16 protein-coding genes and 2 pseudogenes are annotated in these 22,999 nt (G+C 72.1%); 13 read left to right on the top strand and 5 right to left on the bottom strand.

The genetic code is table 11. The features are described from left to right. Window positions 1-325 precede the first annotated feature (325 nt). The 9 genes from NW895_RS29580 (at window position 326) to NW895_RS29620 (ending at window position 14,064) form a co-directional block, all read left to right on the top strand. A complete protein-coding gene (locus tag NW895_RS29580) occupies window positions 326-1,507 on the top strand; it encodes a hypothetical protein (RefSeq protein WP_289939387.1) in 1,182 nt (393 codons plus the stop codon). After that, complete coding sequence (locus NW895_RS29585) at window positions 1,495-3,807, top strand: hypothetical protein (protein ID WP_289939388.1); 2,313 nt, start codon at window positions 1,495-1,497, stop codon at window positions 3,805-3,807. The genes NW895_RS29580 and NW895_RS29585 overlap by 13 nt, the downstream gene beginning before the upstream one ends. Continuing rightward, window positions 3,807-4,814 carry a MoxR family ATPase gene (locus NW895_RS29590; RefSeq protein ID WP_289939389.1) on the top strand — a complete coding sequence of 336 codons (1,008 nt, stop codon included), beginning with the start codon at window positions 3,807-3,809 and terminating at the stop codon, window positions 4,812-4,814. Before NW895_RS29585 ends, NW895_RS29590 begins: the two co-directional genes overlap by 1 nt. A gap of 3 nt (window positions 4,815-4,817) precedes the next feature. After that, complete coding sequence (locus NW895_RS29595) at window positions 4,818-9,320, top strand: SAV_2336 N-terminal domain-related protein (protein WP_289939390.1); 4,503 nt, start codon at window positions 4,818-4,820, stop codon at window positions 9,318-9,320. Window positions 9,321-9,475: 155 nt separating this feature from the next. Beyond that, on the top strand, window positions 9,476-10,081 hold the full coding sequence (locus NW895_RS29600) for a sulfite oxidase-like oxidoreductase (RefSeq protein ID WP_289939391.1): 606 nt from the start codon (window positions 9,476-9,478) through the stop codon (window positions 10,079-10,081). Next, window positions 10,074-10,829: a ferredoxin reductase gene (locus tag NW895_RS29605; protein WP_289939392.1), complete on the top strand. Its 756-nt coding sequence runs from the start codon at window positions 10,074-10,076 to the stop codon at window positions 10,827-10,829. The genes NW895_RS29600 and NW895_RS29605 overlap by 8 nt, the downstream gene beginning before the upstream one ends. A gap of 230 nt (window positions 10,830-11,059) precedes the next feature. Beyond that, window positions 11,060-11,644, top strand: a complete 585-nt coding sequence (locus NW895_RS29610) for a hypothetical protein (RefSeq protein ID WP_289939393.1) — start codon at window positions 11,060-11,062, stop codon at window positions 11,642-11,644. A 168-nt stretch (window positions 11,645-11,812) separates the two neighbouring features. After that, entirely contained in the window at window positions 11,813-12,781 is a 969-nt protein-coding gene (locus tag NW895_RS29615; RefSeq protein WP_289939394.1) for an acetylxylan esterase, read from the top strand. 116 nt (window positions 12,782-12,897) lie between these two features. Beyond that, a complete protein-coding gene (locus tag NW895_RS29620; protein ID WP_289939395.1) occupies window positions 12,898-14,064 on the top strand; it encodes a serine hydrolase domain-containing protein in 1,167 nt (388 codons plus the stop codon). Window positions 14,065-14,350: 286 nt separating this feature from the next. On the opposite strand, the gene NW895_RS29625 is transcribed toward NW895_RS29620, so the two are convergent. Further along, window positions 14,351-15,136 (bottom strand): class I SAM-dependent methyltransferase, encoded by a 786-nt coding sequence (locus NW895_RS29625; RefSeq protein ID WP_289939397.1) that lies wholly within the window; start codon window positions 15,134-15,136, stop codon window positions 14,351-14,353. A 4-nt stretch (window positions 15,137-15,140) separates the two neighbouring features. Beyond that, window positions 15,141-15,385, bottom strand: a pseudogene (locus tag NW895_RS29630) (PadR family transcriptional regulator); the annotation flags it as partial. Between the two features lie 69 nt (window positions 15,386-15,454). On the opposite strand from NW895_RS29630, the gene NW895_RS29635 reads away from it, so the two are divergent. From NW895_RS29635 to NW895_RS29650, 4 genes and pseudogenes are all read left to right on the top strand, one after another. Next, window positions 15,455-15,814 carry a nuclear transport factor 2 family protein gene (locus tag NW895_RS29635; RefSeq protein WP_289939398.1) on the top strand — a complete coding sequence of 120 codons (360 nt, stop codon included), beginning with the start codon at window positions 15,455-15,457 and terminating at the stop codon, window positions 15,812-15,814. Window positions 15,815-15,902: 88 nt separating this feature from the next. Further along, a complete protein-coding gene (locus NW895_RS29640; RefSeq protein WP_289939399.1) occupies window positions 15,903-16,730 on the top strand; it encodes a class I SAM-dependent methyltransferase in 828 nt (275 codons plus the stop codon). 276 nt (window positions 16,731-17,006) lie between these two features. Next, window positions 17,007-18,149 carry a transcription termination factor Rho gene (gene rho, locus NW895_RS29645; RefSeq protein WP_289939400.1) on the top strand — a complete coding sequence of 381 codons (1,143 nt, stop codon included), beginning with the start codon at window positions 17,007-17,009 and terminating at the stop codon, window positions 18,147-18,149. 99 nt (window positions 18,150-18,248) lie between these two features. Continuing rightward, window positions 18,249-19,133: pseudogene (locus tag NW895_RS29650) on the top strand (serine hydrolase); the annotation flags it as partial. Between the two features lie 11 nt (window positions 19,134-19,144). Here the strand turns inward: NW895_RS29650 and NW895_RS41280 are convergent. The 3 genes from NW895_RS41280 to NW895_RS29665 form a co-directional block, all read right to left on the bottom strand. After that, entirely contained in the window at window positions 19,145-20,551 is a 1,407-nt protein-coding gene (locus NW895_RS41280) for a glycosyltransferase 87 family protein (protein WP_354670120.1), read from the bottom strand. Next, entirely contained in the window at window positions 20,548-21,942 is a 1,395-nt protein-coding gene (gene mptB, locus NW895_RS29660) for a polyprenol phosphomannose-dependent alpha 1,6 mannosyltransferase MptB (protein WP_289939403.1), read from the bottom strand. Before mptB ends, NW895_RS41280 begins: the two co-directional genes overlap by 4 nt. Before the next feature lie 130 nt (window positions 21,943-22,072). After that, window positions 22,073-22,996 (bottom strand): glutaminase, encoded by a 924-nt coding sequence (locus tag NW895_RS29665; protein ID WP_289939404.1) that lies wholly within the window; start codon window positions 22,994-22,996, stop codon window positions 22,073-22,075. Window positions 22,997-22,999 lie beyond the last annotated feature (3 nt).

The following is a 22,999-nucleotide window of genomic DNA, read 5'->3' on the forward strand; positions in this document are numbered from 1 at the left end:
GGAAGCCGAGAGCCTTTCGGGAACCGAAGGGCGCTCCCGCGGTCACCTACTGCCGGTGATCCGCACGGTGTTGAGGTGAGAGCACCCGAGCCGACACAGCGGTGATGGGTCTCACCTCCTCGGCGTCCGACGACCGGGACGATCCGCGGCCGGACGGCCACACTACCCGAACGACCTCGACGCCGGGCGACGGGGCAGCCCCCTCGGCTTCTGTCCACCTTGCGCATCCGCCATGTTCACGGGCCGCTCCGGGACTACCATCATGACCGGCCGCGAAGCGACACTCACCATGTGTCACCAAGACGGCCTGATCATCGGGGGGCTCATGAAACGGTCAGTCGTCTTCGTGCACGGCACAGGTGTGCGGGAGAAGTCGTACAACTCGACCTTCGCCACCGTACGCACGGAGATCCACAGAATCCGGCCGGGCTGGGAGGTGCGGGGCTGCCTCTGGGGGCCCGCGCAGGGCGCGAAGTTCGTCCGGGGTGGGATCTCGGTTCCCGGTTACGCCCGGTCCGGCGGCGGCGACAGGACGGCGGATCGAGACGCGTCCATCGCCGAGTGGGACGTGCTGTACAACGACCCCGGGTACGAGCTCCGCCTGCTCGGCCTGCGCCCACCGCCCAAGGCCGGGGTGGTTCGCGGCATCCCGCCCACCAAGCGTTTCCTCCGGACGGTCCAGGAGTTCCGGCCTTCTGCCGACCTCGTGGAGCGGCTCGACCGGCACGGCCTGTGCGCGGACTTCGAGACGGCGCTTCGCGCGGTGGCCGACTCGCCGGAGGTGCGCGACGCCGCCACCACCATCGACCAGAACGGCTACGAGCACCGGCACGCCGTGGCCAAGGCCGTCGTCGCGGCCACGCTCGCCGGTGCCGAGGCTCGCGGCGCCGACGCCCTCGCCGGCCCGGCTCGCGACGCCCTGCTCGCCGCCCTCAGCACCGAGTTGTCCGGAGAGAGCCGGGCCCTGACCGGCAAGGTGGCGCAGGCCGTGAAGACCTCCGCGCTCCGGGCGGCCACCCGGTGGACGGTCGACCGGCGCGGCTCACTGAGCGACGGCATGCTCCCGATGGTGGGCGACATCCTGCGCTACCAGGCCCGCGGAGAGGGCATCCGCGAACTGATCCGGCGCACCGTCGAGCACACGCCCGGTGACAAGGTCACGCTGCTGGCCCACAGCCTGGGCGGTGTCGCCGCCGTGGATCTGCTGGCCATGGAACGGCTCGACCGGGTCGACCAGCTGGTCACCGTCGGCTCCCAGGCAGCACTCCTGTACGAATGCGGGGCCCTGACCGCCTGCGAACACCCGGACACCCTTCCGGCGCACTTCCCGGCCGCGTGGCTGAACATCCACGACCCATGGGATCTCCTCTCCTACGCCGCAGCGGCGGTGTTCAAGGGCCACGCGCACGATCTGGAGGTCTCCAACGGGCAGCCCTTCCCCCACGCGCACAGCGCCTACTGGTCCAACGCCGAGGTATGGGACGCCGTTTCCGCATGGCTGAGCTGAACCGGACCGACCCCGGCGACATCCACGCCGTCGTCGTCGGACTGGAGAACTATCCGAGGGCCGCGGAGATGAGCCTGCGCGGGGCGGCCGACAACGCCCTGCGCTTCGCTCGCTGGCTGCGCGGCGGGGGCGTCCCGAAGAAGAACATCACCGTGCTGCTCTCCGCCCTGGACGAGGACGAGTGCGTCACCGCCGCGGCCGAGGGCGCGGACGTCACCTGGCGGCCCGTCGGCACGGCGGAGGACATCCGTACGGTCTTCGTCCATGAGCTGGCCACCGTCTCCGGTGGTCTGCTGTACGTCTACTGGGGCGGTCACGGGGCCCTGGGCAGGGACCACGGCGGACGGCTGCTGTTCACACCGGACGCCTGCGCCGACGATCTGCGCTGCGTCGGCGTCGAGGAGCTGCGCGACTTCCTGACGCGCGACGACCTGTCCGGCTTCACGCAGCAGGTCTTCTTCTTCGACGCCTGCGCCGCGTTCGTGGAGCAGTACCAGCTCGATGTCGGCCCGGTACGCGTCCCCTTCCCCCGGCGCCCCCGACGCGAGGTGGAGCAGTTCCTGCTGTACGCGGCCCGCGACGGCCAGGAAGCGGAACAGGACAGCGCGACGGGCACGGGGCTCTTCTCCCGCACCGCCCTGGACTGGCTGGAGAAACGCGCGACCGACCTGCACCCGGACCTGCCCCGGCTCGAACGGCATGTGCGGACCAGTTTCGAGGACGGATACACCGATACGGGTCCGCTGCAGACACCGATGGCCTATCACTACCGTGCCCTCGACGGCACGGGGTTCAGCACGGCCTTCGCCCGCACGGACCGGGCGGCGCTGCTGGAGGTCGTCGGCACGCTGCACAAGGTGTTCGGAAAGGACGACAGCGCCTGCCTCATGTACGCCGCGCGGATCGGCAAGGCCTGTGGTCACTCGCCCGCCACCGCGAAGGACCCCGCGCAGTGGTTCGCGGGAGCCCTGCTGACCAGGCCTCGGATGATGGCCACGTTCATCGAGGCCCTGGTCCACGACAAGAAGAACAAGGCCGCGCGTGCCTTCCTCAGACTCGCTCTGGCCCACGGGGCTCCCGGTCTGCTGTCCGTCCAGGAACACGCCGATCTGCGGGACCTGCTCGCACGCTGGCCCGCCCTGTCGCCCGTCACGGTCAACATGCTCACCGACGCCGCGGCGCCGAGTGCCGACGCTCACGTGACAGCGAACGGCGTGCTGAGCACCGCACAGCTCATGGACCACGTCGCACGCCTGGAGGAGTACCCCGGGGGATGGAGTCAGGTGACGAAGCGGTTCCGGGTGCCTGCCCTCGTGGCGTTCACCAAGTACCTGACCGTCCATACCGGACCGTCCTCCGTGCCCTACCCCTTACGGAACAAGCTGGACCGGTGGGGCGACCGGGTCGCCGAGCGGCTGTTCGTGGAATCCGCCGACGTGGACGGTGTCCGTGACCGGGCGGCCGAGTGGGACGAGGAAGTCAGCGCATCCAGTGCACCCCCGCGTGTCGTCGTCCAGGTCTACCCCCAGGACGAGCCGGACACCTTCGTCTGCGTGGTCTGGTCCGACGCCGGGACGGGGAAGCTCGCCCAGTACAACGACCCGGACAACGGAGTCCCCCTCAGTTCCGCACGCGGCGTGCGGCTCGTCCAGCGAGCTCTGGGGTCACTCACCGCGGAGGACGGCAGCACACCCGTGGTGGAGATCGTGCTGCGGCGCGAGCACATCGTGGACGTCCTGGTCCACGCGTGGGACGGCGCGGGTGGCACGGGCTCGCCGCTCCTGTTGGGAGTGGAGCAGGGTGTCACGCTGCGTTGCGCACCCTTGGCCGCCGCCCACAGGGAGCAGAGCCGTCGCGCCTCTCTCAAGCGACGATGGGCGCGTCGATCTCTGGGCAAGGTCGTGCATCTGGACGAATCACATGCCGACGACGATCCCCGGGCGACGAGGGCGTACGGGGCGCTCAGCACCGATGGCGACGCGTCACGCGCGGTCGTGCTCAGTGGCCGAAGAGCCGGCGCACTGCTGGTCCGGGCCGCGCTCGCCGTGGGATACCCCGTCGTCCTGTGGGACAGCGAGGACTCACAAGCCCTGGACCCCGCCGTCTTCGCGCCGCTCCAGCCAGAGGGCGATCTCGCCCACCTGCCCGAACGCGTGCGGTCGTACTGGGCACGGACCCGTCTGGATCCGGTGGGTCATCCCGTACGGCCGGCCCTCCTCCTCGAAGACCACGACCGGCAGCTTCCCCCGGTGCTGTCGCTGACCCGATCGCCCGACCCCGAAGAGGAAGCGAGTTGCTGATGACCGGCTCGACCGGTGCGGCCGCCGAAGATCCCGCATGGAGGATCTTCCGGGGCGACGGCACGAAACACACCACAGAGATCCCCGAAGCCCCGCCGTGGCGTAGCTTCACCGGCCACGCCGACGAGGCGGACGGCGACAACGCCCCTGCGGACGACGCACTGCGGGCCGGGCCGAAGGCCCGTTACGTGATCGGCGAGGAAGAGGTCGACGTGATCAACGCCGCCCTGCATCTGCGCCGCCCGCTGCTGGTCACGGGCCATCCGGGCGTGGGGAAGACCATGCTGGCCGACGCCATCGCCCATGAGTTGGACCTGGGCCGGGTGCTCCGCTGGCCGGTCAACAGCCGGTCCACCCTCCAGGACGCGCTCTACCGGTACGACGCGATCGGCCGCCTCCAGGAGGGCAGTCTGCCGTCCGCCGACGGTCAGGTGGCGCCGGGCATCGGCAAGTACGTCCGCCTCGGCGCTCTGGGCACCGCGCTGGTGCCGGCCGCGCGGCCCCGCGTCCTCCTCGTCGACGAACTCGACAAGGGCGACGTCGATCTCCCGAACGACCTGCTCACGGTGTTCGAGGAGGGCTCCTTCGAGATTCCCGAGCTCTCCCGGCTCCCCGAAGAGCAGTCGGAGGTCGATGTGTTCACGGCGGACCGGGGCGACCAGGTGACGGTACGTCGAGGGTTCGTACGCTGTACGCAGTTCCCTGTCGTAGTGATCACCAGCAACGGCGAACGTGACTTCCCGCCGGCGTTCCGGAGGCGCTGTCTGCCCCTGCACCTGCACGATCCGCGCAAGGAACGCCTCAAGGAGATCATCGTCAGTCATCTCGGCCCGGACGCACTCATGGAGGCCGACGATCTGATCGACACGTTCCTGAAGGAACGCAGCGTGAAGGAACTCGCCACCGATCAGCTGCTCAACGCCGTCTTCCTGCGCAGAGGAGGAGCCCGGCTCGACCCCAGGGGTCTCCTGCGGACCGTGCTGCACCAGCTCAACCCGGGCGGCTGAGAGGTGTTCGGGGAGCTGGAGCGGATTCTGCGCCTCGCCGGGCTGGACCTCGACGACGAGGATGTGCTCGACGCCCTGTGGCTGAGCAGGCGGCTGCCGCAGGGGGCCGGCACACCGCTGGCCCGCATGGTGCCCGACCTGCCGGGCACGGCAGCGGCCGACACCATGCCGGAGACAGCTCCGGCGCCCTCCACGGGCGCGCACGACCCCGGTACCGACGGTGTCCCTCGCTCCTCCGACATCCCGGGCACGTCGACGGCTCCTCCGGGATCCGGAACCGCCTCTCAGGGCCTGGCGGCCGTCGTCGGGGCCCCCTCGTCGGTCGCCGCGACCGGCAGGGACGGACTGCTGCTCCCGGGCGCCAAGGTCCTGGGCAGCGAGCTCGCCCTCGGGCGCGCTCTGCGTCCGCTCAAACGCCGCGTCCCGAGCGCCTTCCGCACCGAGCTCGACGAGGAGGCCACGGCCGCGGCCAAGGCCGACACGAAGATTGCGAACGTCGTGCTGCGAGCCCTGCCCGAACGCTGGCTCCGCCTCGCGCTGGTCATCGACAGCGACGTGTCGATGGTGCTGTGGGAACGGCACTGCCGCGAACTCCAGACCGCTCTGGAACGCAGCGCCGCCTTCCGGCAGATCGAGGTCCACCAACTCTGTTACGGCGCGGCACCGAGAGATCCGGCGTCGAAGAAGCGCGACGTCCTCCTGGTCCGTCCCTGGTGCGGCAACAGGACGAACGCGCTGCCCACCACCGCGCTGAACGACGCCTCCGGGCGCACGCTCATCCTGGTGATCACGGACGGAGCGGCCCCTTCGTGGCGGGACGGCCGGATGCGCGCCGAACTGGAGCAGTGGGCCAAGGCCGGACCGACGGCCGTGGTCCATGTGCTGCCACGCCATCTCTGGGAGGGCACCGGGGTAACGGCCGACACCTGGCACATCACCGCACCTCGCCCCGGCTGCCCCAACACCGCCTGGCGGGTTTCCGACCCGCTGCTGCCACCCAGCGTCTCGTCGTTCGACGGCGTGCCGGTGCCCGTCGTCGAGCTGACGCCGTCCGGGCTGCGGGCCTGGGCCACCGCGATCACGACGGTCAGCCGCCCCGTCCCCTTGCCGCTGTGGGAACCTCGCGCCCCGGACCTCCCACGGTCGGCCGGCACAGCACCGCGTCCCAGCGCACAAGCGTTCGTCCGCACGGCCTCGCCCTCGGCCGTGCGACTCGCCGCCCACCTCGCGGCCGTGGCACCGGTGACGGTTCCGGTGATGCACCTCGTGCAGTCGTGCCTGCCCAAGACCGCCGGGACGACAGCGCTGGCCGAAATCTTCCTGGGCGGCCTCCTGCGGCCCGTCGCACGACCGGGGCGGACGCGTCCCGAGGGGCCCATGAAACACCGCCTGTTCGACTTCACCGCGGAGACGAAGGACCTCCTGCTCGACATGGTTCCGCTGCGGGAACTCATCGCCTCCAGCTGTCGTGTGGGTGAGCGCATCGAGCAACTGGTGGGCAGTTCACCCGACTTTCCGGCATGGCTGATGCCCACCCTGCTCGGCGCCGAGCAGGGCGGCGAGCCTCATCCGTTCGCCCGGATCGGGGCCTCCCTTCTGGCCCGGCTCGGGTACGACGACGGTGAGGACCTCACCGAGGACGACGGCGAGGAGGATGCGGCGGAAAGCGAGGAGCCGTCCACGCCCGTCTCCACCGCGGTGGTCTTCACCGCGCTCGCGGTCGAGTACGCCGCCGTGCGATCCCACCTGGTGGACCGGGAGGAACTCGTCCACCAGCGCGGAACTCGTGTCGAACGCGGCCGACTCGACGGCACCGAGTGGACCGTGGCGATCGTCGACATGGGTGCGAGCACCCCGTTCAGCGCCGATCTCACCGAACAGATCATCACCTGGCTGCGCCCGCAGACGGCGCTGTTCGTCGGTCTCGCGGGCAGCCTCAACGACGACATCCAGACCGGGGACGTCGTCGTGGGCACGAAGTTGTACGCGATCCACGGGGGCACGAAAACCTCTGACGGCTTCCTCGGCGGGCCCGAGGCCTGGCGGCCCTCGCCTGCGCTGGAGCAGGCCGTCCGATCCGCTGTGCGGGACATGCCGGATCTCTGTGTTCATTTCAAGCCCATCGCCATGGGCCACGTCGCCCCGACCGGCAGGCAGTCCGAAATGACCCGGTTCATCCATCAGCACTACAACGACGCCGTCGCGATCGAGACGGAGGATTCCCGCATGGTCCAGGTGGCGTATCTCAACGGGCAGTTGGACGCCCTCGTGGTCTGCGGGATCAGCGACCTCGTCGATGCCAGGGAGCACTGGGCCTCACCGGAGCCGGCTGCGGCGCGGGCAGCCGCGGTGGCCATGGCGGTACTGCGCCGGTACCGGCCCGCACCGGACGCCTCGGGCTTCAGGACGGGTCGCGAGGCGGAGACAGATGTCCGGGGCGGTGAGTTCAGGGGACCTGTCATGGGGAAGATCGAGCAGCGCGAAGCGCCCTACCCGAGCGCTGTCGCGCCGGCCGCCCTCCCGCCGACGACTGCGGGATTCGCCGGGCGCGGTGCCGAGTTGGCCCAGTTGCTGGATGCCCTCGACCCCCACGGCCGTGGATCCGGTGATGTGACGGCCACCGTGATCTCGGGGCTCGCCGGCGTCGGGAAGACCAGTCTGGCGGTGCAGGCGGCACACTCGGCGAGCGTCATCGGCTGGTTCCCGGGAGGCATGTTCTTCGTGGACCTGCACGGCTACGACGACGCTCCGGTCACCGCGGACCAGGCCCTCCAGGCTTTGCTGCTGGCTCTCGGCGCAGCGCCGGAGCACATTCCCGCCACGACGGACGAGCGGGCGGCGCTCTACCGCTCGATGCTGGCCGAGCGAGCCGCAGAACACGGCAGGGTGCTGATCCTGGCCGACAACGCATCGTCGTCGGAGCAGGTCCGCCCTCTGCTCACCGGCAGCGGGGCACACCATTTCCTGGTCACCTCCCGTCACCGGTTGGTCCCCCTCAAGGCACGGATCGTGCCCTTGGAGCAGCTCACCCCTCGTGACTCCCAGGATCTTCTCGACCTGGCCCTCAAGATCGCCGATCCCTCCGACAGCCGGATCGAAGACGACGCCGAGGCGGCCAGGAAGCTCGCCCAGCTCTGTGGGCATCTGCCGTTGGCGCTGCAGATCGCGGCCGCACTGCTCGTCGAGGACCCGGGCATGCCGGTGACGGAGTTCGTCGGCCAACTCGCCGCATCCCGCGACCGGCTGGACCACCTGGACGACGGCGTGCGCAGCGTCCGCGCCGCCTTCGACCTCTCCTACCGCAGGCTTCCGCGCGCCGATGCCCATCTCCTGGGCCTGCTCGCCCTCGCACCGGGTCCCGACGTGAGTGATCAGGTCATCGCCGCGCTCGTCGGGGCCGAGCGTCCCCCGACACCCAGCATGACGTCCCTGGTCCGCGCTCATCTCGTCGAGCGGGGCAGCGACGGAGAGCGCTGGCGGGTACATGACCTGGTACGGGAGTTCGGATCAGGGGTGATGGCAAAGGACCCGAGCTTGCGAGAGGAGGGAGCGGCGGCCCGGGAGCGGGTGCTGGATTTCTACCACCGCTGGGCGAACGCGGCCGATGCCCGGCTGCGCTGGCTGTCGGGGTCGCCGCAGCCGGAACTGTTCGAAAACCGGGCGCAGGCACTGGCATGGCTGGACGGCGAGCGGGCGGGGCTGGTGGCCGCGGTGCAGTGGGCGCGGGAGGAGCGTTACGCGCGTACGGCAGTGGCTCTCGCCGCGTGCCTTGCGCAGTACCTGTCCTGGCGTCGGTACTTCGCCGAATGGATCACCGTGAGCACCATCGCCCGGGACGCCGCCCAGCGCGCCGGTGACACGCTCGCAGAGGCCATCGCGTGCAGCAACCTCGGCAGTGCCCTGCAGGAGGCAGGGCGTGTGGAGGAGGCGATCGACGCCCTCACGCGGGCCCGCGACCTGCAACAGGCAGCGGGAAATCGTGCCGGTGAAGCCACGGCGTGGAGCAATCTCGGCAATGCCCTGCGGCTGGCGGGGCGCGTGGAGGACGCGATCGACGCCCTGTCTCGGGCACGCGACATCCACCAGGCCGTCGATGATCTTCAGGGCGAGGCGCTGGCATTGAACAACCTCGGCCTTGCGCTGAACGCATGGAATCGGACGGACGACGCGATGACGTCGCTGATCCGTGCCCGTGATGTGTATACGGCAACCGGAGACCGCCACGGCCAGGGAGTCACCTGGCACAACCTGGGCCTCGCCATGTACACGACTGGTCGGCTGGAGGAAGCCGTCCATGCATACGACGAGGCCCTGGGGGTCTTCCGGGAATTCGAGGACTGGTACGCGGCAGGCCGGGCCCTGGACGACCTGGCCGCCACCCATATGGCCGCCGGAGACTCCGCTCGGGCCCGGGACGCCCTGCTCCGGGCCGCCGATGCCTACGACCGTGCCGCCGCTCTCCCCGAAGCCGCTCAGTCACGGGCTCGCGCGGAAGAGCTGGCCTGAGGCCGTCGGCGAGGACGCCCGCAGGAACAGGCTGATCCGCGCCGTCGCCGCGGACGGCGGGGTCGGCGACGGTTCTCGGGCGACGGGCATGTCGCGGTGCACCGTACGGTTGAGTGCACACGCACTGATCAACTGAGTACATACTTTTGAGCGACATGAACATCACCCGAGGCTTCACCGGGCGCCCCCGCGTCCCCAACCCCGGACTGCCCCCTGGCCAGTACGACGCCGGAGACGACTGGCCCGTCCTGTCCGCCGAGGTCACGCCGGACCTGGCGCCCACCGGCTGGACGTTCCGCATCGACGGCCTGGTCGAGGAACCCCGCACCTGGTCCTGGGAGCAGGCGCACGAGTTGCCGGCGTCGGGGTACGAGGGGGCCATCCACTGCGTGACGGGCTGGTCCAAGTTCGGGGTGCGGTTCCGGGGCGTGCAGCTGGACGCCTTCCTGGACGTGGTCCGGCCCGCTGCCTCCGCGACCCACGCCGTGGCCTACGCGCACACCGGCTACACCACGAACCTGCCGCTCGCGGACCTGACCGGCGGGCGGGCGTGGATCGCCTGGGAGTACGACGGCGAACCGCTCGCGCCCGAGCACGGTGGGCCGGCGCGACTGGTGGTGCCGCACCTGTACTTCTGGAAGAGCGCCAAGTGGATCGCGGGCCTGCGGCTCCTCGACCGCGACGAGCCGGGCTTCTGGGAGCAGAACGGCTACCACGAGCGGGGCAACCCCTGGGAGGAGCAGCGGTACTCCGGTGACTGAGACCTTCACTCCCCCCACGCGGTTCGCCGTGCCCGGGCGTATCGCCGTGAACGGCGAGACCGCCGGGCGGTGGCAGACGGCCACGCTCACCGGGATCCGCCGCGAAACCCCCCGTGCCGCCACCTTCCGGTTCGCCGTGCCGGAATGGGCGGGGCACCTGCCCGGTCAGCACCTGATGCTGCGGCTGACCGCCGAGGACGGTTACGTCGCCCAGCGCCACTACTCGATCGCGTCCGCGCCGGACGACTCCGGGCACATCGAGCTGACCCTCGACCATGTGGAGGGCGGCGAGGTCTCCGGCTGGTTCCACACGGTGGCCCGGCCCGGCGACCGGGTCGAGGTGCGCGGCCCGTTGAGCGGCTTCTTCGCCTGGCCGGGCGACCGGCCCGCGCTGCTGATCGGCGCGGGCTCCGGCGTCGTGCCGCTGATGTCGATGGTGCGGCACCACCGGGCGCGCGGGCTCACGGTGCCGCTTCGGCTGCTGGTGTCCGCGCGCAGTCCGGAGGAGCTGATCTACGCGCGGGAGTTCGGTGCGGAGACGACGGCCGTGTTGACGCGGAGCGCACCGGAGGGTGCGCCGGTGGGGCGTATGACGGCCGCCCATGTGGCGCCGCTGCTGGCCGAGCGGCCGCCGGGTGGGTGGGAGGCCTACGTGTGCGGCTCCAACTCCTTCGCCGAGCACGCGTCCCGGCTGCTCGTGGCGGGCGGCCAGCCCGTGGACCGCATCCGGATCGAGCGCTTCGGCTGACGTGGGTGAGGCCGGGTTTCTCACCGCCCCTGACGGGCACCTGTCCGGCGGCGCGGATCAGTCGTCCGGCATTCCGGGATGGGCGACGTCGTGAGCGATGTCCGCCGGACGGGGTACCCGGATCGGTACGGGCACTCGCAACGTGGCGCGATGCGGAGGGAGCGGCGGTCCCGCCCTCGTACGGCCGCCCTGTCCGGCCCTCCGGCTGCGGTGACGGCGAGGAGGTCGACATGCGAACCCGGGTGCGCGGCTGGCGCTGGCGGCGCAGTCCGCTGCGGCGCCGGTCGGACGTCATCGAGGCGTGGACGGTGCTTGTCGTCGCCCTTCTGCTGCTGGTGGGGGCCCCTCTGGCGGGCGCGGCCGCGGCCTGGTGGGCCCATGGAGAGGCCCGGGCGATCGCGGTGGAGCAGCGCGCGGAGCGTCATCGCGTGCGCGCCGAGATCATCGGCAAGACCCCCGACAGCCTCCCCGCGGTACAGGCCGGCGGGCAGCACTCGTACCGCGCGACCGTGCGCTGGACGGAACCGGGCGACGGTCAGCGGACCACCACCGCGCGTGTTCCGGCGGACACGCGGCAGGGTGACGTGGTGAACGTGTGGCTGGACTCGCGGGGCAGGAGCGTTCCGGCGCCGGCAGGGGACTCCGCGATCTGGCAGCACACGATGACCATCGGCGTGTGCGGGGCGGCCGGTACGGCCGTCGTGGTACTCCTCGGCCACTGTGCCGTGCGCGGGGTGGCCATGCGGCACCGTCTCGCCGAGTGGGAGCGGGAGTGGGCCCGTACGGAGCCGCAGTGGACGCATCGCCGGGCATGATGTGCGGTCGTCCGTGAAGGAGGCAGCGATACATCCGACGACCGGGGGCCGGCACGAGCCGTTCCCCGCACGGGGACGGCAGCAGCTGCGGAAAGGGTCTGGCAGGTCCTCCGACCTCCGACGTACGGTGTGATCATCCGCTCTGTCCCTTCACAAAGGCGGTCCTAGATGGCCCAGTTCGACCTTCCTCTCGACGAACTCCGTGAGTACCGGAGCGCTGCCACCGAGCCGGAGGACTTCGACGCGTTCTGGAGCAAGACCCTCCAGGAGTCACGCGAACACGACCTGGACGCCCGCTTCGAGCCGGTCGACACAGGCCTGGTCACGGTGCAGGTGTACGACGTGACCTTCGCCGGGTTCGGCGGTCACCCGGTCAAGGGCTGGCTGACGCTGCCGGCCCGCGCCGAGGAGCCGCTGCCGGTGGTCGTGGAGTTCATCGGGTACGGCGGTGGTCGGGGCCTGCCGCACGAGCACCTGTTGTGGGCGTCCACGGGCCGGGCGCACTTCGTGATGGACACCCGCGGTCAGGGCAGCGGCTGGGGCGGCGGGGGCGGGACCGCGGACCCGCTGGGCGGCGCGCCCGCGTACCCGGGGTTCATGACCCGCGGCATCGACGCGCCCGAGAACTACTACTACCGCCGGGTGTTCACGGACGCGGTGCGCGCCGTCGAGGCGGCCCGCTCGCATCCGCTCACCGACCCGGCGCGCACGGTGGCCCTCGGTGCCAGCCAGGGCGGCGGCATCACGGTCGCGGTGGGCGGTCTGGTGCCGGATCTGGCGGCGGTCGCGCCGGACGTTCCGTTCCTGTGCGACTTCCCGCGCTCGACGACTCTGACGGACCGTCACCCGTACCGGGAGATCGGCCTCTACCTCAAGACCCACCGCGGCCGCAGCGAGGACGCCCTGCGCACCCTGTCCTACTTCGACGGCGTGCACTTCGCGGCGCGCGGCCGGGCGCCGGCGCTCTTCTCGGCGGCCCTGGAGGACCAGACCTGCCCGCCCTCGACCGTCTTCGCGGCGTTCAACGCCTGGGCGCACGACGACAAGGCGATCGAGGTGTACGACTTCAACGACCACGAGGGCGGCGGGCCCTACCAGGAGGCGGCCAAGCTGCGCTGGCTGCGCTCGTACGTCTGAAACCGGCCCGTCGGCCGCAGGGCAGGGTCCCCTGCGGTCCGTTCCGTCGATACGTTCGTGCCCGGCCCGGGTCGCACCGCGGCGGCCCGGGTGTCCGGCGGAACGACGGAGGGTGCATGTCCGAGCACGAAGCACAGGTACACGGCCACTGCGACGCACGGTTCGTGGCGGTGCGTTCGGCGTTCGAGGAGAACTTCCGGGACCGGGGCGAGCTGGGCGCCGCGGTGACCGTCACGGTCGACGGCGCGACGGTGGTGGACCTGTGGGGCGGCTGGGCCGACGAGGCGCGCACGCGGCCGTGGCAGCGGGAGACGCTCGTCAACGTGTGGTCGACCTCGAAGGGTCCGGTGGCGCTGTGCGCGCACCTGCTCGCCGACCGCGGACTGCTCGACTTCGACGCGCCGGTGGCCACGTACTGGCCCGAGTTCGCCGAGGCGGGCAAGGAGAAGGTCCTCGTACGGCATCTGCTGTCGCATCGCGCCGGTCTGTCCGGACTGCGGGAGCCGCACTCGGTCGGCCAGCTGTACGACTGGCAGTTGACCGTGGACCGGCTCGCTGCCATGGAGCCCTGGTGGGAGCCGGGCACGCAGTCGGGTTATCACGCGCTGACATACGGCCACCTGGTCGGGGAGGTCGTGCGGCGGGTGTCGGGGCTGTTGCCCGGGGCATTCCTGGAGCGGGAGGTGACCGGGCCGCTCGGGCTCGACTTCACCGTCGGACTCCCTGACAAGCAGTCCGCGCGGGCGGCCGAACTGGTGCAGCCGCCGGTCGCCGGGACCAGCGAACAGGCCGCGGTGTTCGCCCAGTTGGCGCCCGCCGCCATCGCCGCGCTGACCAACCCCGGGGTGGGCGCGGCCGAGGCCAACTCGCCCGAGTGGCGGGCCGCCGAGATCCCGGCCGCGAACGGACACGGCACCGCACGGGCCGTCGCCGCGCTCTACGGCATCTTCGCCGGCGGGGGATCGTACGACGGCCACCGTGTCCTCTCACCCGAGGCGGCCGAGCGGGTACGCGAGGGACAGGGGGCCTGCCGCGACCTGGTGCTCGGCGCCGGGTTCGCGGGTGAAACGGAGGCCGGGCTCGGGCTGTGGCTCAGCGGGCCGAACGGCTCGTACGGCCCCAACCCACGGGCCTTCGGGCACGACGGCTTCGGCGGGTCCTGCGGCCTCGCCGACCCGGAGGCGGGTGTGTCGCTGGGCTATGTCATGAACCGCATGGGCCCCCACGTCGCCGACGATCCGCGGAAGATGGCGCTGATCGACGCGCTGTACAGCGTGCTGTGACGGACGGCCGGCACGGGCCGTGGGTCTGCGAGTCCGCCCTCCGGGCGGCGGGCTGAACCGGGGGCTCTGTCCGGACAGCGACAGGCCGGGACGCGGGGCGGGGCGCGCGCAGCCCGGCGCTGCGGGGTGCCGCTGCGCCCACCCGTGCCGCCCCGGCGGCACTACCGCCGCAGCTACGGTGGCGGCGGCGCGAGGGCGCCACGTCGCGGCTTCCCGCACCCCCGCCGACCCTGTCCGCAGACCGCCCCGCACCCCGCCGCCCTGCCGCCGGCCGCGCGGGTTCGGCTCACCGATTGCCCTGGTGCGCACCTGCAGGGACGTCATCCGCGGCTGACTCGGTGCCCGTCCGGTCCGGCCGCCGGCCCACCACCAGCCGCGCGCGCGGGCTGCCGTCCCGTCGCCGCCCGAATTCGGGCAGGGCGTACAGCTCCACCTCGAATCCGGCCCGTGCCAGTTCCCGCCGTACGTCGCCGAACCGGAAGGCCCGGTAGTACATGACGAAAGGCGGCCGCCACACCGCGTTGCGCACCCGCATCACCGCGTCGAAGCCCAGCAGCATCCAGTATCCGAGGGAGCCGGGCCGGGGCGGGGCGAGGACCGGGAAGGCGAAGCGGCCGCCCGGCCTGAGCACGGAGTGGACCTGGGCGAACAGGCCCGGCAGCTCGCGGGGCAGGAAGTGCCCGAACGCCCCGAAGCTCACCACGAGGTCGAAGGCGGGCTCGAACGGCAGGGCGCGGGCGTCCGCGCGGACCCAGGTGACCGGCGGGCCGACGGGCGGGGTCCGCTCCCCCGCCACCTGGAGCATGCCGGTGCTGAAGTCGACCCCGGTGACGCTCTCCCGGCACACCCGTGCCAGCACTCCCACTCCCGCGCCGGTACCGCAGCACAGGTCGAGTCCGGCGTCGAAGGGCCCCATCCGCTCCAGCGCCGAGCCGACGGCGTCGAGCACCGAGTCGGGCGTCCGGAACGGGGTGTGGTCGAACTTCGGGGCGAGCAGGTCGTAGCCACGCTCGACCGACGACAGCGCCTGGACGGCGAGTTCGCGCAGACTGGGTCCCTCGGGGCTGAACATCTTTTCAGCCTAGGGGAGCCCGCTGTCTCAGGACCGCGAGTACGCGCTCGCACCAGCGCACGTTCTCCTGCTCGAACGCGATCCCCGCCATCGGGGTGAGGTAGGGGCCGACACGTTCGGCGTCCCCCAGGTACTCCTCCTCGGTGCGGCGTCGAGGAGCCGGTCACGGACGTGCTCGTAGCGGGCGGGCTACCCGCACGCCCACGCCTTCCGCTCCTCGACCAGCGCGCGGGTGTCCCCCGGGTCGGTGCCACACGCCAGCAGCAGGTGCCTGATCCACTCCGCACCTACTCCAATAATTCACTATGGCGGTCTCCGATGCGCGCATTCCGCGAGGCGGTGGGTTCGCACGACCTCGACGCCGCCGAGGCGCTGCTGGCCGAGGACGTCGTCTTCACCAGCCCGGTCGTCTTCAAGCCGTACCACGGCAAGGCGATCACGGCGGCGATCCTGCGCGGCGCCGCACGCGTCTTCGAGGACTTCCGCTACGTCCGCGAGATCAACGATGTGGGCGACCGCGAGGTCGACGGCTGCGACTTCCTCCACCTCGACGACAACGGCCTGATCGACGAGCTGACGGTGACGGTGCGCCCCCTGTCGGGCGCCCAGGCCCTGGCGGAGGCCATGGGCGCGCAGTTCGGGCGGATCGCGAAGGAGGCGGAGGCGCGGTCGGCCTGAGCCGGACGCTGCGACCGGCGGGGCGGTGATCTCGCCGCATCAGGCGCATGTCGCCGTGGCAGTGCCGGTCTTGCGCTTGGATGTCCTCATGACCTCCGAGGAGCACGCGCGGCTGATGCGGGCCAACCAGGCCAACTGGGACGCGCGCACGCCGGTCCATGTCGGCAGCCGGTTCTACGGGCTGGACCAGGGCCTGGACCCGGATCGCTGGTTCGCCGCGTTCGAGTGGGAGGACCTCGGCGAGCTGACCGGGCGTGACGTGCTCCACCTGCAGTGTCACCTCGGCACTGAGACGATCGCCTTCGCGCGGCGCGGGGCCCGGGCTGTCGGTCTCGACTTCTCCGCGGCGTCCGTGACGGCCGCGACCGGCATCGCCGCGAAGGCGGGCGTCGAGGTGCGGTACGTACAGGCCAATGTGTACGACGCCGTCGAGGCGCTTCAGGGGCGCCGCTTCGACGTCGTCTACACCGGCAAGGGCGCCCTGTGCTACCTGCCCGACCTTCGGCGGTGGGCGGAGGTCGTCGCCCGGCTGCTGCGTCCGGGCGGCCGGCTGTACGTCGTCGAGTTCCATCCACTGCTGAACGCGCTGGGCCCGAAGCCCGGCCCCGGCGAGGGGCCGGAGCTGCTCCTGCGCCATGACTACCTGGGCGGCGCCGGGCCCGTGCACCGGGACGCCACCCACACCTACACGGACGGACCCGCCGTACAGGGCGCCACCGACTGCTACGAGTGGACGCACGGAATAGGGGAGGTCCTGAACGCGTTGGTCGATGCGGGACTCACCGTCCGGCGGCTCCGGGAGAGCGACGAGCTCCCCTGGCCGCGGTGGCCGCGGATGGTCCGCACGGAGTCCGGCTGGTGGCGACTGCCCGAACCGCGGATCCCGCTCCTGTACGGCCTGTCAGCCACCCTCTGAGGCCCGTCGCACCGACACGCCACCACCCCTCGTGGTACGGTGCCGTCAGCACCTGTGTACGCCCCGTCCGGGCGCCGGTGCCAGTTCCTCTCAGTTCGCTGACCCGCCCGTTCTTTTCCGACCGGGGCATCAGCTTCACCGCACCACCTCGTGAGCAGGGCTTTCCCGCCGTACCCGAGGTGCTGTTCCCGCCGCTCGAAGGCGCGCCCGCGCCCTTGTCCCGCGGCTCTCTCCCCGCATCCCTCATGTCTTCCGTCCGTGAAAGGACCGACCACCATGACCACCACACTCGAACATCCCCCTGTCCGGCAGCAGCCCCCGGCCCAGGTCGTCACCGGTGTCCTCGACATCGACGCGAGCGGGAAGGGGCACCTGCGAGCGGAGAACTGCCTGTCCTCGCCGGCCGATCCCCAGGTCTCCCCCGCACTGATCCGCCGGTACGGCCTGCGCAAGGGCGACCTCGTCGACGGCGTCCGCGGCGACCGGCGCTCCCTGACCGAGATCGCGCGCGTCAACGGCCGTACGCCCGAGCAGCTGCGCGGCCGCCGCCACTTCCGGGACCTGACCCCGCTGCACCCGCGCGAGCGGATCCGCCTCGAACATCCTGCGGCCGGTCTGACCGGACGCGTCGCCGACCTGATCGCACCGGTCGGGAAGGGCCAGCGCGGGCTCATCGTGGCCCCGCCCAAGACCGGCAAGACCGTCCTCCTCCAGCAGATCGCGGCCGCCGTCACCGGCAACCACCCGGAGTGCCGGCTGATGGTGGTGCTGCTCGACGAGCGTCCCGAGGAGGTCACCGACATGCGGCGCTCCGTGCGGGGCGAGGTGTACGCCTCGACCTTCGACCGGGCGCCCAAGCAGCACATCGCCCTGGCCGACCTCGTGATCGAGCGGGCCAAGCGGCTGGTCGAGGCCGGCGAGGACGTCGTCATCCTCCTCGACTCCCTCACCCGGCTGTGCCGGGCGCACAACAACGCGGCGTCCTCCGGTGGCCGTACCCTCAGCGGCGGCGTCGACGCGGCCGCGCTGCTCGGCCCCAAGCGCTTCTTCGGCGCCGCTCGGCTCGCCGAGGAGGGAGGCTCGCTCACCATCCTCGCCACCGCCCTCGTCGAGACCGGTTCCCGTGCCGACGACTTCTACTTCGAGGAGCTGAAGAGCACGGGCAACATGGAGCTCCGGCTGAGCCGTGAACTCGCCTCCCGCCGGGTGTTCCCGGCCGTCGACATCAACCCCTCCGGCACCCGCCGCGAGGAACTCCTCCTGTCCGCTTCCGAGTTGAGCGCCGTACGCGGACTCCGGCGGGTCCTGCAGGCCCGGGACGGTCAGGCCGGATTGGAGACACTGCTGGAGCGGATGCGCGCAACCCCGGACAACGCGACGTTCCTGCGCCGGATCCAGCCGACGCTGCCCGCCGACTGACGGCCGGCCGCGCCCTCGGCATCCCCCGTCCGGGTGCTCGCACCGCCCACTCGGCCCGGGCAGCGCGCTGTCCGGCGGGTCCATTCCTACGTTTGCGGTATGAAGATCGGATTTAATTCCCGGGTTGCCGCATCCACCTACGTCCTCTGCGTGGCGGGCCTGCTGGCGCTCGCGCCCGCCGCCGCGGCTCCCCGTACGGGGCCGGACCCCAGCGCGCGGGGCGGCCCCAGCACGAGGGTCCCGGGGCCGTCCCTGCTGTACCGCTCCGGCACGCAGGTGCGGCAGCGCCCCGGAGTTCCCGAACTTCCGGACGTGTCCGCCCTGTCGTGGCTGGTGGCCGACGCCCGCACCGGCGAGGTCCTCGCCGCGCACAACGCGCACCGCAGACTGCCGCCCGCCAGCACCCTGAAGACCCTCTTCGCCGTCACGGTGCTGCCGGGCCTCCCGGGAGGCCTCCGTCACAGGGTCAGGGCGGAGGAGCTCAGGGGAATCGGCCCCGGCAGCAGTCTGGCCGGGGTCGCCGAGGGCCACACCTACCGTGTCGCCGACCTGTGGCGCGGGGTCTTCCTCAACTCGGGCAACGACGCCGTGCACGTCCTGGCCGCGCTCAACGGTGGCTGGCGCACCACGGCCGCGCGGATGCAGGCCAAGGCCCGGGCCCTCGGCGCGCGCGACACACGCGTCCTGTCGCCCGACGGCTACGACACGCCCGGCCAGGTCTCGTCGGCGTACGACCTGGCGGTGTTCGGCCGGGCGGGGCTGGACAACGCCGAGTTCGCGCGGTACTGCTCCCTGGCCGTGGCCCGGTTCCCGGGCACGGACGGAGGGTCGTACGAGATCCGGAACACCAACCGGCTGCTGACCGGCGCGGACGGCGTCAGACCGTACCGGGGGCTGATCGGCGTCAAGAACGGCTATACCAGCAACGCGGGCCACACCCTCGTCGCCGCCGCCCGGCGGGGCGAGCGCACCCTCGTGGTGACGGTGATGAACCCTCAGCAGGGCGGTGGCTTCACGGTGTACGAGGAGGCACGCTCGCTGCTCGACTGGGGGTTCGAGGCGGCCGGCCGGGCCCGTCCGGTGGGCTCGCTGGACGCCCTGCGCGCCACGCCGCGGCCCGGTCCCAAGACCGCACCCTCTGCGGTGGCGACCGCGGCCGCCGCGTCGGGGGGCGGGCCCGACGGGCTGCTGACGGGGGCGCTCACCGGCGCCGTCCTGCTGGGCGCGGGAGTCGTGGCCCTGGTGCTGCGGCTCACCTGGGGGCGCGTGGAACGGAGCTGACCGGCCGGCAGCCACAGCAGCAGGCCGAGGGTGATCCAGGTGTAGGTGTTGCTGCCGAGGAAGCCGTCGACGCCGGACGCGTCGTCGAACCACAGCCACACCACGCTGGAGCACAGCACCGCGTACAGGGCACCCGCGACCCTCGGGTGCCCGGTGCGGACCAGCACCGCGAAGGACGGCAGCAGCCACACCAGGTGGTGCACCCAGGTGACCGGGCTGACCAGACACGCGGTCAGCCCGGTGAGGGCGAACGCGGCCGTCCAGTCCCCCGCGGCGAGGGCCCGGCGGGTCCGCCGGGCCCACACGCACAGAACCAGCAGCACGACCGTCGCCCAGACGGCGCGGTCCGTTTCGCCCAGCCGGGCCAGGACGCCCTGCAGGGACTGGTTGGAGACGTAGTCGAGGCGGCCCACCCGGGTGGTGTCCCACATCGCCTCGGTCCAGTAGAAACGGGAGGCGTCCGGGGCCACCCAGGCCGCGAGCGCGGTCGCCCCCGCCGCCACAGCCGTCGCCAGCGCCGCCGCGCGCCACCGCCGGGCCACCAGCAGCAGGCCGATGAACAGCGCGGGTGTGAGCTTCACCGCCGCCGCCAGGCCGATCCCGGCGCCCGCCCACCGTCCCCGCCCGCCGGCCAGCAGCCAGGCATCGGCGAGCACGAGGGCCAGCAGCAGGACGTTGACCTGGCCGAAGCTGAACGTGTCACGGAGCGGTTCGAACAGGGCGAGTGCGCAGCCGCCCAGGGCGCAGCCGTACCAGCCGTGGCGCCGCCAGGAGGACCCGGCGACGATGCGCAGTACCACAGCCAGAGCGGCCAGGTTCAGCAGCAGGGCCACGGCGATCGCGGTGCGCAGGTCGAGCAGCGCCATCGGCAGCATGGCGACGGCCGCGAACGGCGGGTAGGTGAAGCCGTACGTCGTGCCGGGCACCCGGTAGTCGTAGATGCGGCCCCCGTGGTGGACCCAGGTGTCGACGGTGCCGTAGTAGACGCGCAGGTCGAACCAGTCCCGCAGCAGCGGCACGGTCGCGGTGAAGACGGTGACTGCGGCGACCAGCGTCAGGACCAGCAGCAGCCGGCCGCGGTCGGTGCGGGGCGTTCTGGCCCACGTGCGGAAGACGTTCATGCCGTGCGCTCCAGCGCCGGGGCCAGTGCGGCCTGCTGGGCCTGCCAGAGCACGACGACGGCGAGAGCGCCGCCGGAGACGGCCAGCAGCAGTTGCCCGGTGTCCGCCGGGCCGCCGCTCGGCAGGACGGAGAGCGCGAGGACGCCGGTCACGGCGGCCATCCGGTCCCGTACGGAGGTGCTGGGCGCGGCGGCGGCGATGAGGAACAGGCCCCACAGGGCGTACCAGGGACGGATCGCCGGGCCGAGGGCGGCCACCGCCGCGAGGCTCAGGCCGAGCGCGTACACCGGGCGCGGGCGCAGCCGCAGCCAGATGACGAGGATCGCCGCCACGGCGGCCCCGATGCCGAGGGCGTGCCAGGCCGGTACGGCCAGCGGGGCCAGGTCGCTGCCGAGGTGTTCCAGGAGGGCGCGGGTGACGCGGCCGAGAATGCTGGTGAGGGCCCAGTTGCGAGGTGATACGGGGGTGTCGAGCGCGCCTGTCCAGCCGTATCCGGTGCCGGCCGCGGCCGTCGCGGCGACCGTGGTGAGCGTGGCCGCGACAGCGGTCGTCACGACGGCCCGCACCGGGCGGCGGCCCGTGCGCACCTGGAGGACGACGACCGCGGCGAGCCCGAGCGCGGCGGGTGCTTTGACCAGGGCGGCGAGGGTGACGAGCACGGCGCCCAGGACGGGCCACCGGCCCAGCGCGGCGACCAGGCCGACACCGAGCAGACCGAGCATCATGGCGTCGTTGTGGGCGCCCGCGACCAGGTGCAGCAGCACCAGGGGGTTGAGGGCGCCGAGCCAGAGCGCGGCGGCCGGGTCGGCGCCGCTGTGCCGGGCGAGGCGGGGCAGCGCGGCCGCCATCAGCGCCACGCCCGCCAGTGCGACGATCCGCATCCCGAGCACGCCGGCGGGCAGTTCGCCGCGGGTCAGTCCGGACAGCGCGGAGGCGACGGCGAGGAACACCGGGCCGTACGGTGCGCCGGTGTGCCGCCAGATAGGGGCGACCTCGGCGGCGAGCGGCCCCCCGAGCCGGGACGGGCCGTGCGCGTACACGTCGATGTGCGCCTCGACCATGGCGCCCTGCGCGAGGTAGCTGTAGACGTCACGGCTGAACAGCGGCGGGGCCAGCAGCAGAGGGGCCGCCCAGACGGCGAGGACGAGCAGCAGGGCGCGGGGCGTCGGCGGCTCGGGCCCGCGGACCACCCGCCCCAGCAGTGCCCAGGCCGCGATCAGCAGGACGACGCCGAAGTACACGCCGACCAGGCCGAGAGCGGCACGGGCGGAGGCCGGGGCGAGGAGTTCCCGTACGGGCAGGGCTCCGGCCGTCTCACCGCCCAGTGCCAGGGAGGCGGTACCGGCCAGCCCGATTGTCTGGCAGCGGCGGAGATCGACGGGGAAAGCCATGGCCAACACTCGGGCAGCGTGTCAACGCCGGGTGGCCGGAAGTTGACGCGCCGCCCGCCGGTCGGCAGCGCGCACGTGACCGCCATGTGATCAGGATTGACGTCGTGCGATCAGGATCAGTGCCGGACGATCAGAAGACGGACAGTCCGGTCAGGGTCGTGAAGCGGTCCAGAGCGGCCACTCCCGCCACCGAGTTCCCTCGCTCGTCCAGCCCCGGACTCCACACGCACAGCGTGCAGCGGCCTGGTACGACGGCGATGATGCCGCCGCCGACGCCGCTCTTGCCGGGCAGGCCGACCCGGTAGGCGAAGTCACCGGCGGCGTCGTACGTGCCGCAGGTCAGCATGATCGCGTTGATCTGCTTGGCCTGGCTGCGGGTGAGCAGGCGGGTGCCGTCGGCGCGGATGCCGTGCCGGGCGAGGAAGGTGGTGGCAAGGGCGAGGTCGGCGCAGGAGGCGGCGATGGAGCACTGGCGGAAGTACTGGTCGAGCAGGACCGGCACCGGGTTGTCGATGTTGCCGTACGAGGCCATGAAGTGGGCGAGAGCGGCGTTGCGGTTGCCGTGGGCGGTCTCCGAGGCGGCGACCTCCTTGTCGAAGGTCAGGTCGGGGTTGCCGCTCTCCGCACGCAGGAAGGTGAGGAGTTCGCCCGCCGCGTCGCCGGTACGGGTGTGGAGCCGGTCGGTGACGACGAGGGCGCCCGCGTTGATGAAGGGGTTGCGTGGGATGCCGTTCTCGTACTCCAGCTGCACCAGGGAGTTGAAGGGGTTGCCGGAGGGCTCGCGGCCCACGTGCTCCCACAGGGCGTCGCCCTCCCGGGCCAGGTCGAGGGCGAGTGTGAAGACCTTGGTGAGGGACTGCGCGGAGAACGGCTGCCGCCAGTCCCCCACCCCGTGGACCGTGCCGTCCGGTTCCGCGACGGCCATGCCGAAGCGGCGCGGGTCGCAGGCCGCCAGCGCCGGGATGTAGTCGGCGGGACGACCGCGGCCGGGCGTCCGTTCGATCTCCTCGGCGATGCGTTCCAGGACCGGCTCGAAGGTCTGCGACGACGTCATGAT

Source organism: Streptomyces sp. S.PNR 29 (assembly GCF_030386795.1).
Lineage (GTDB): Bacteria > Actinomycetota > Actinomycetes > Streptomycetales > Streptomycetaceae > Streptomyces.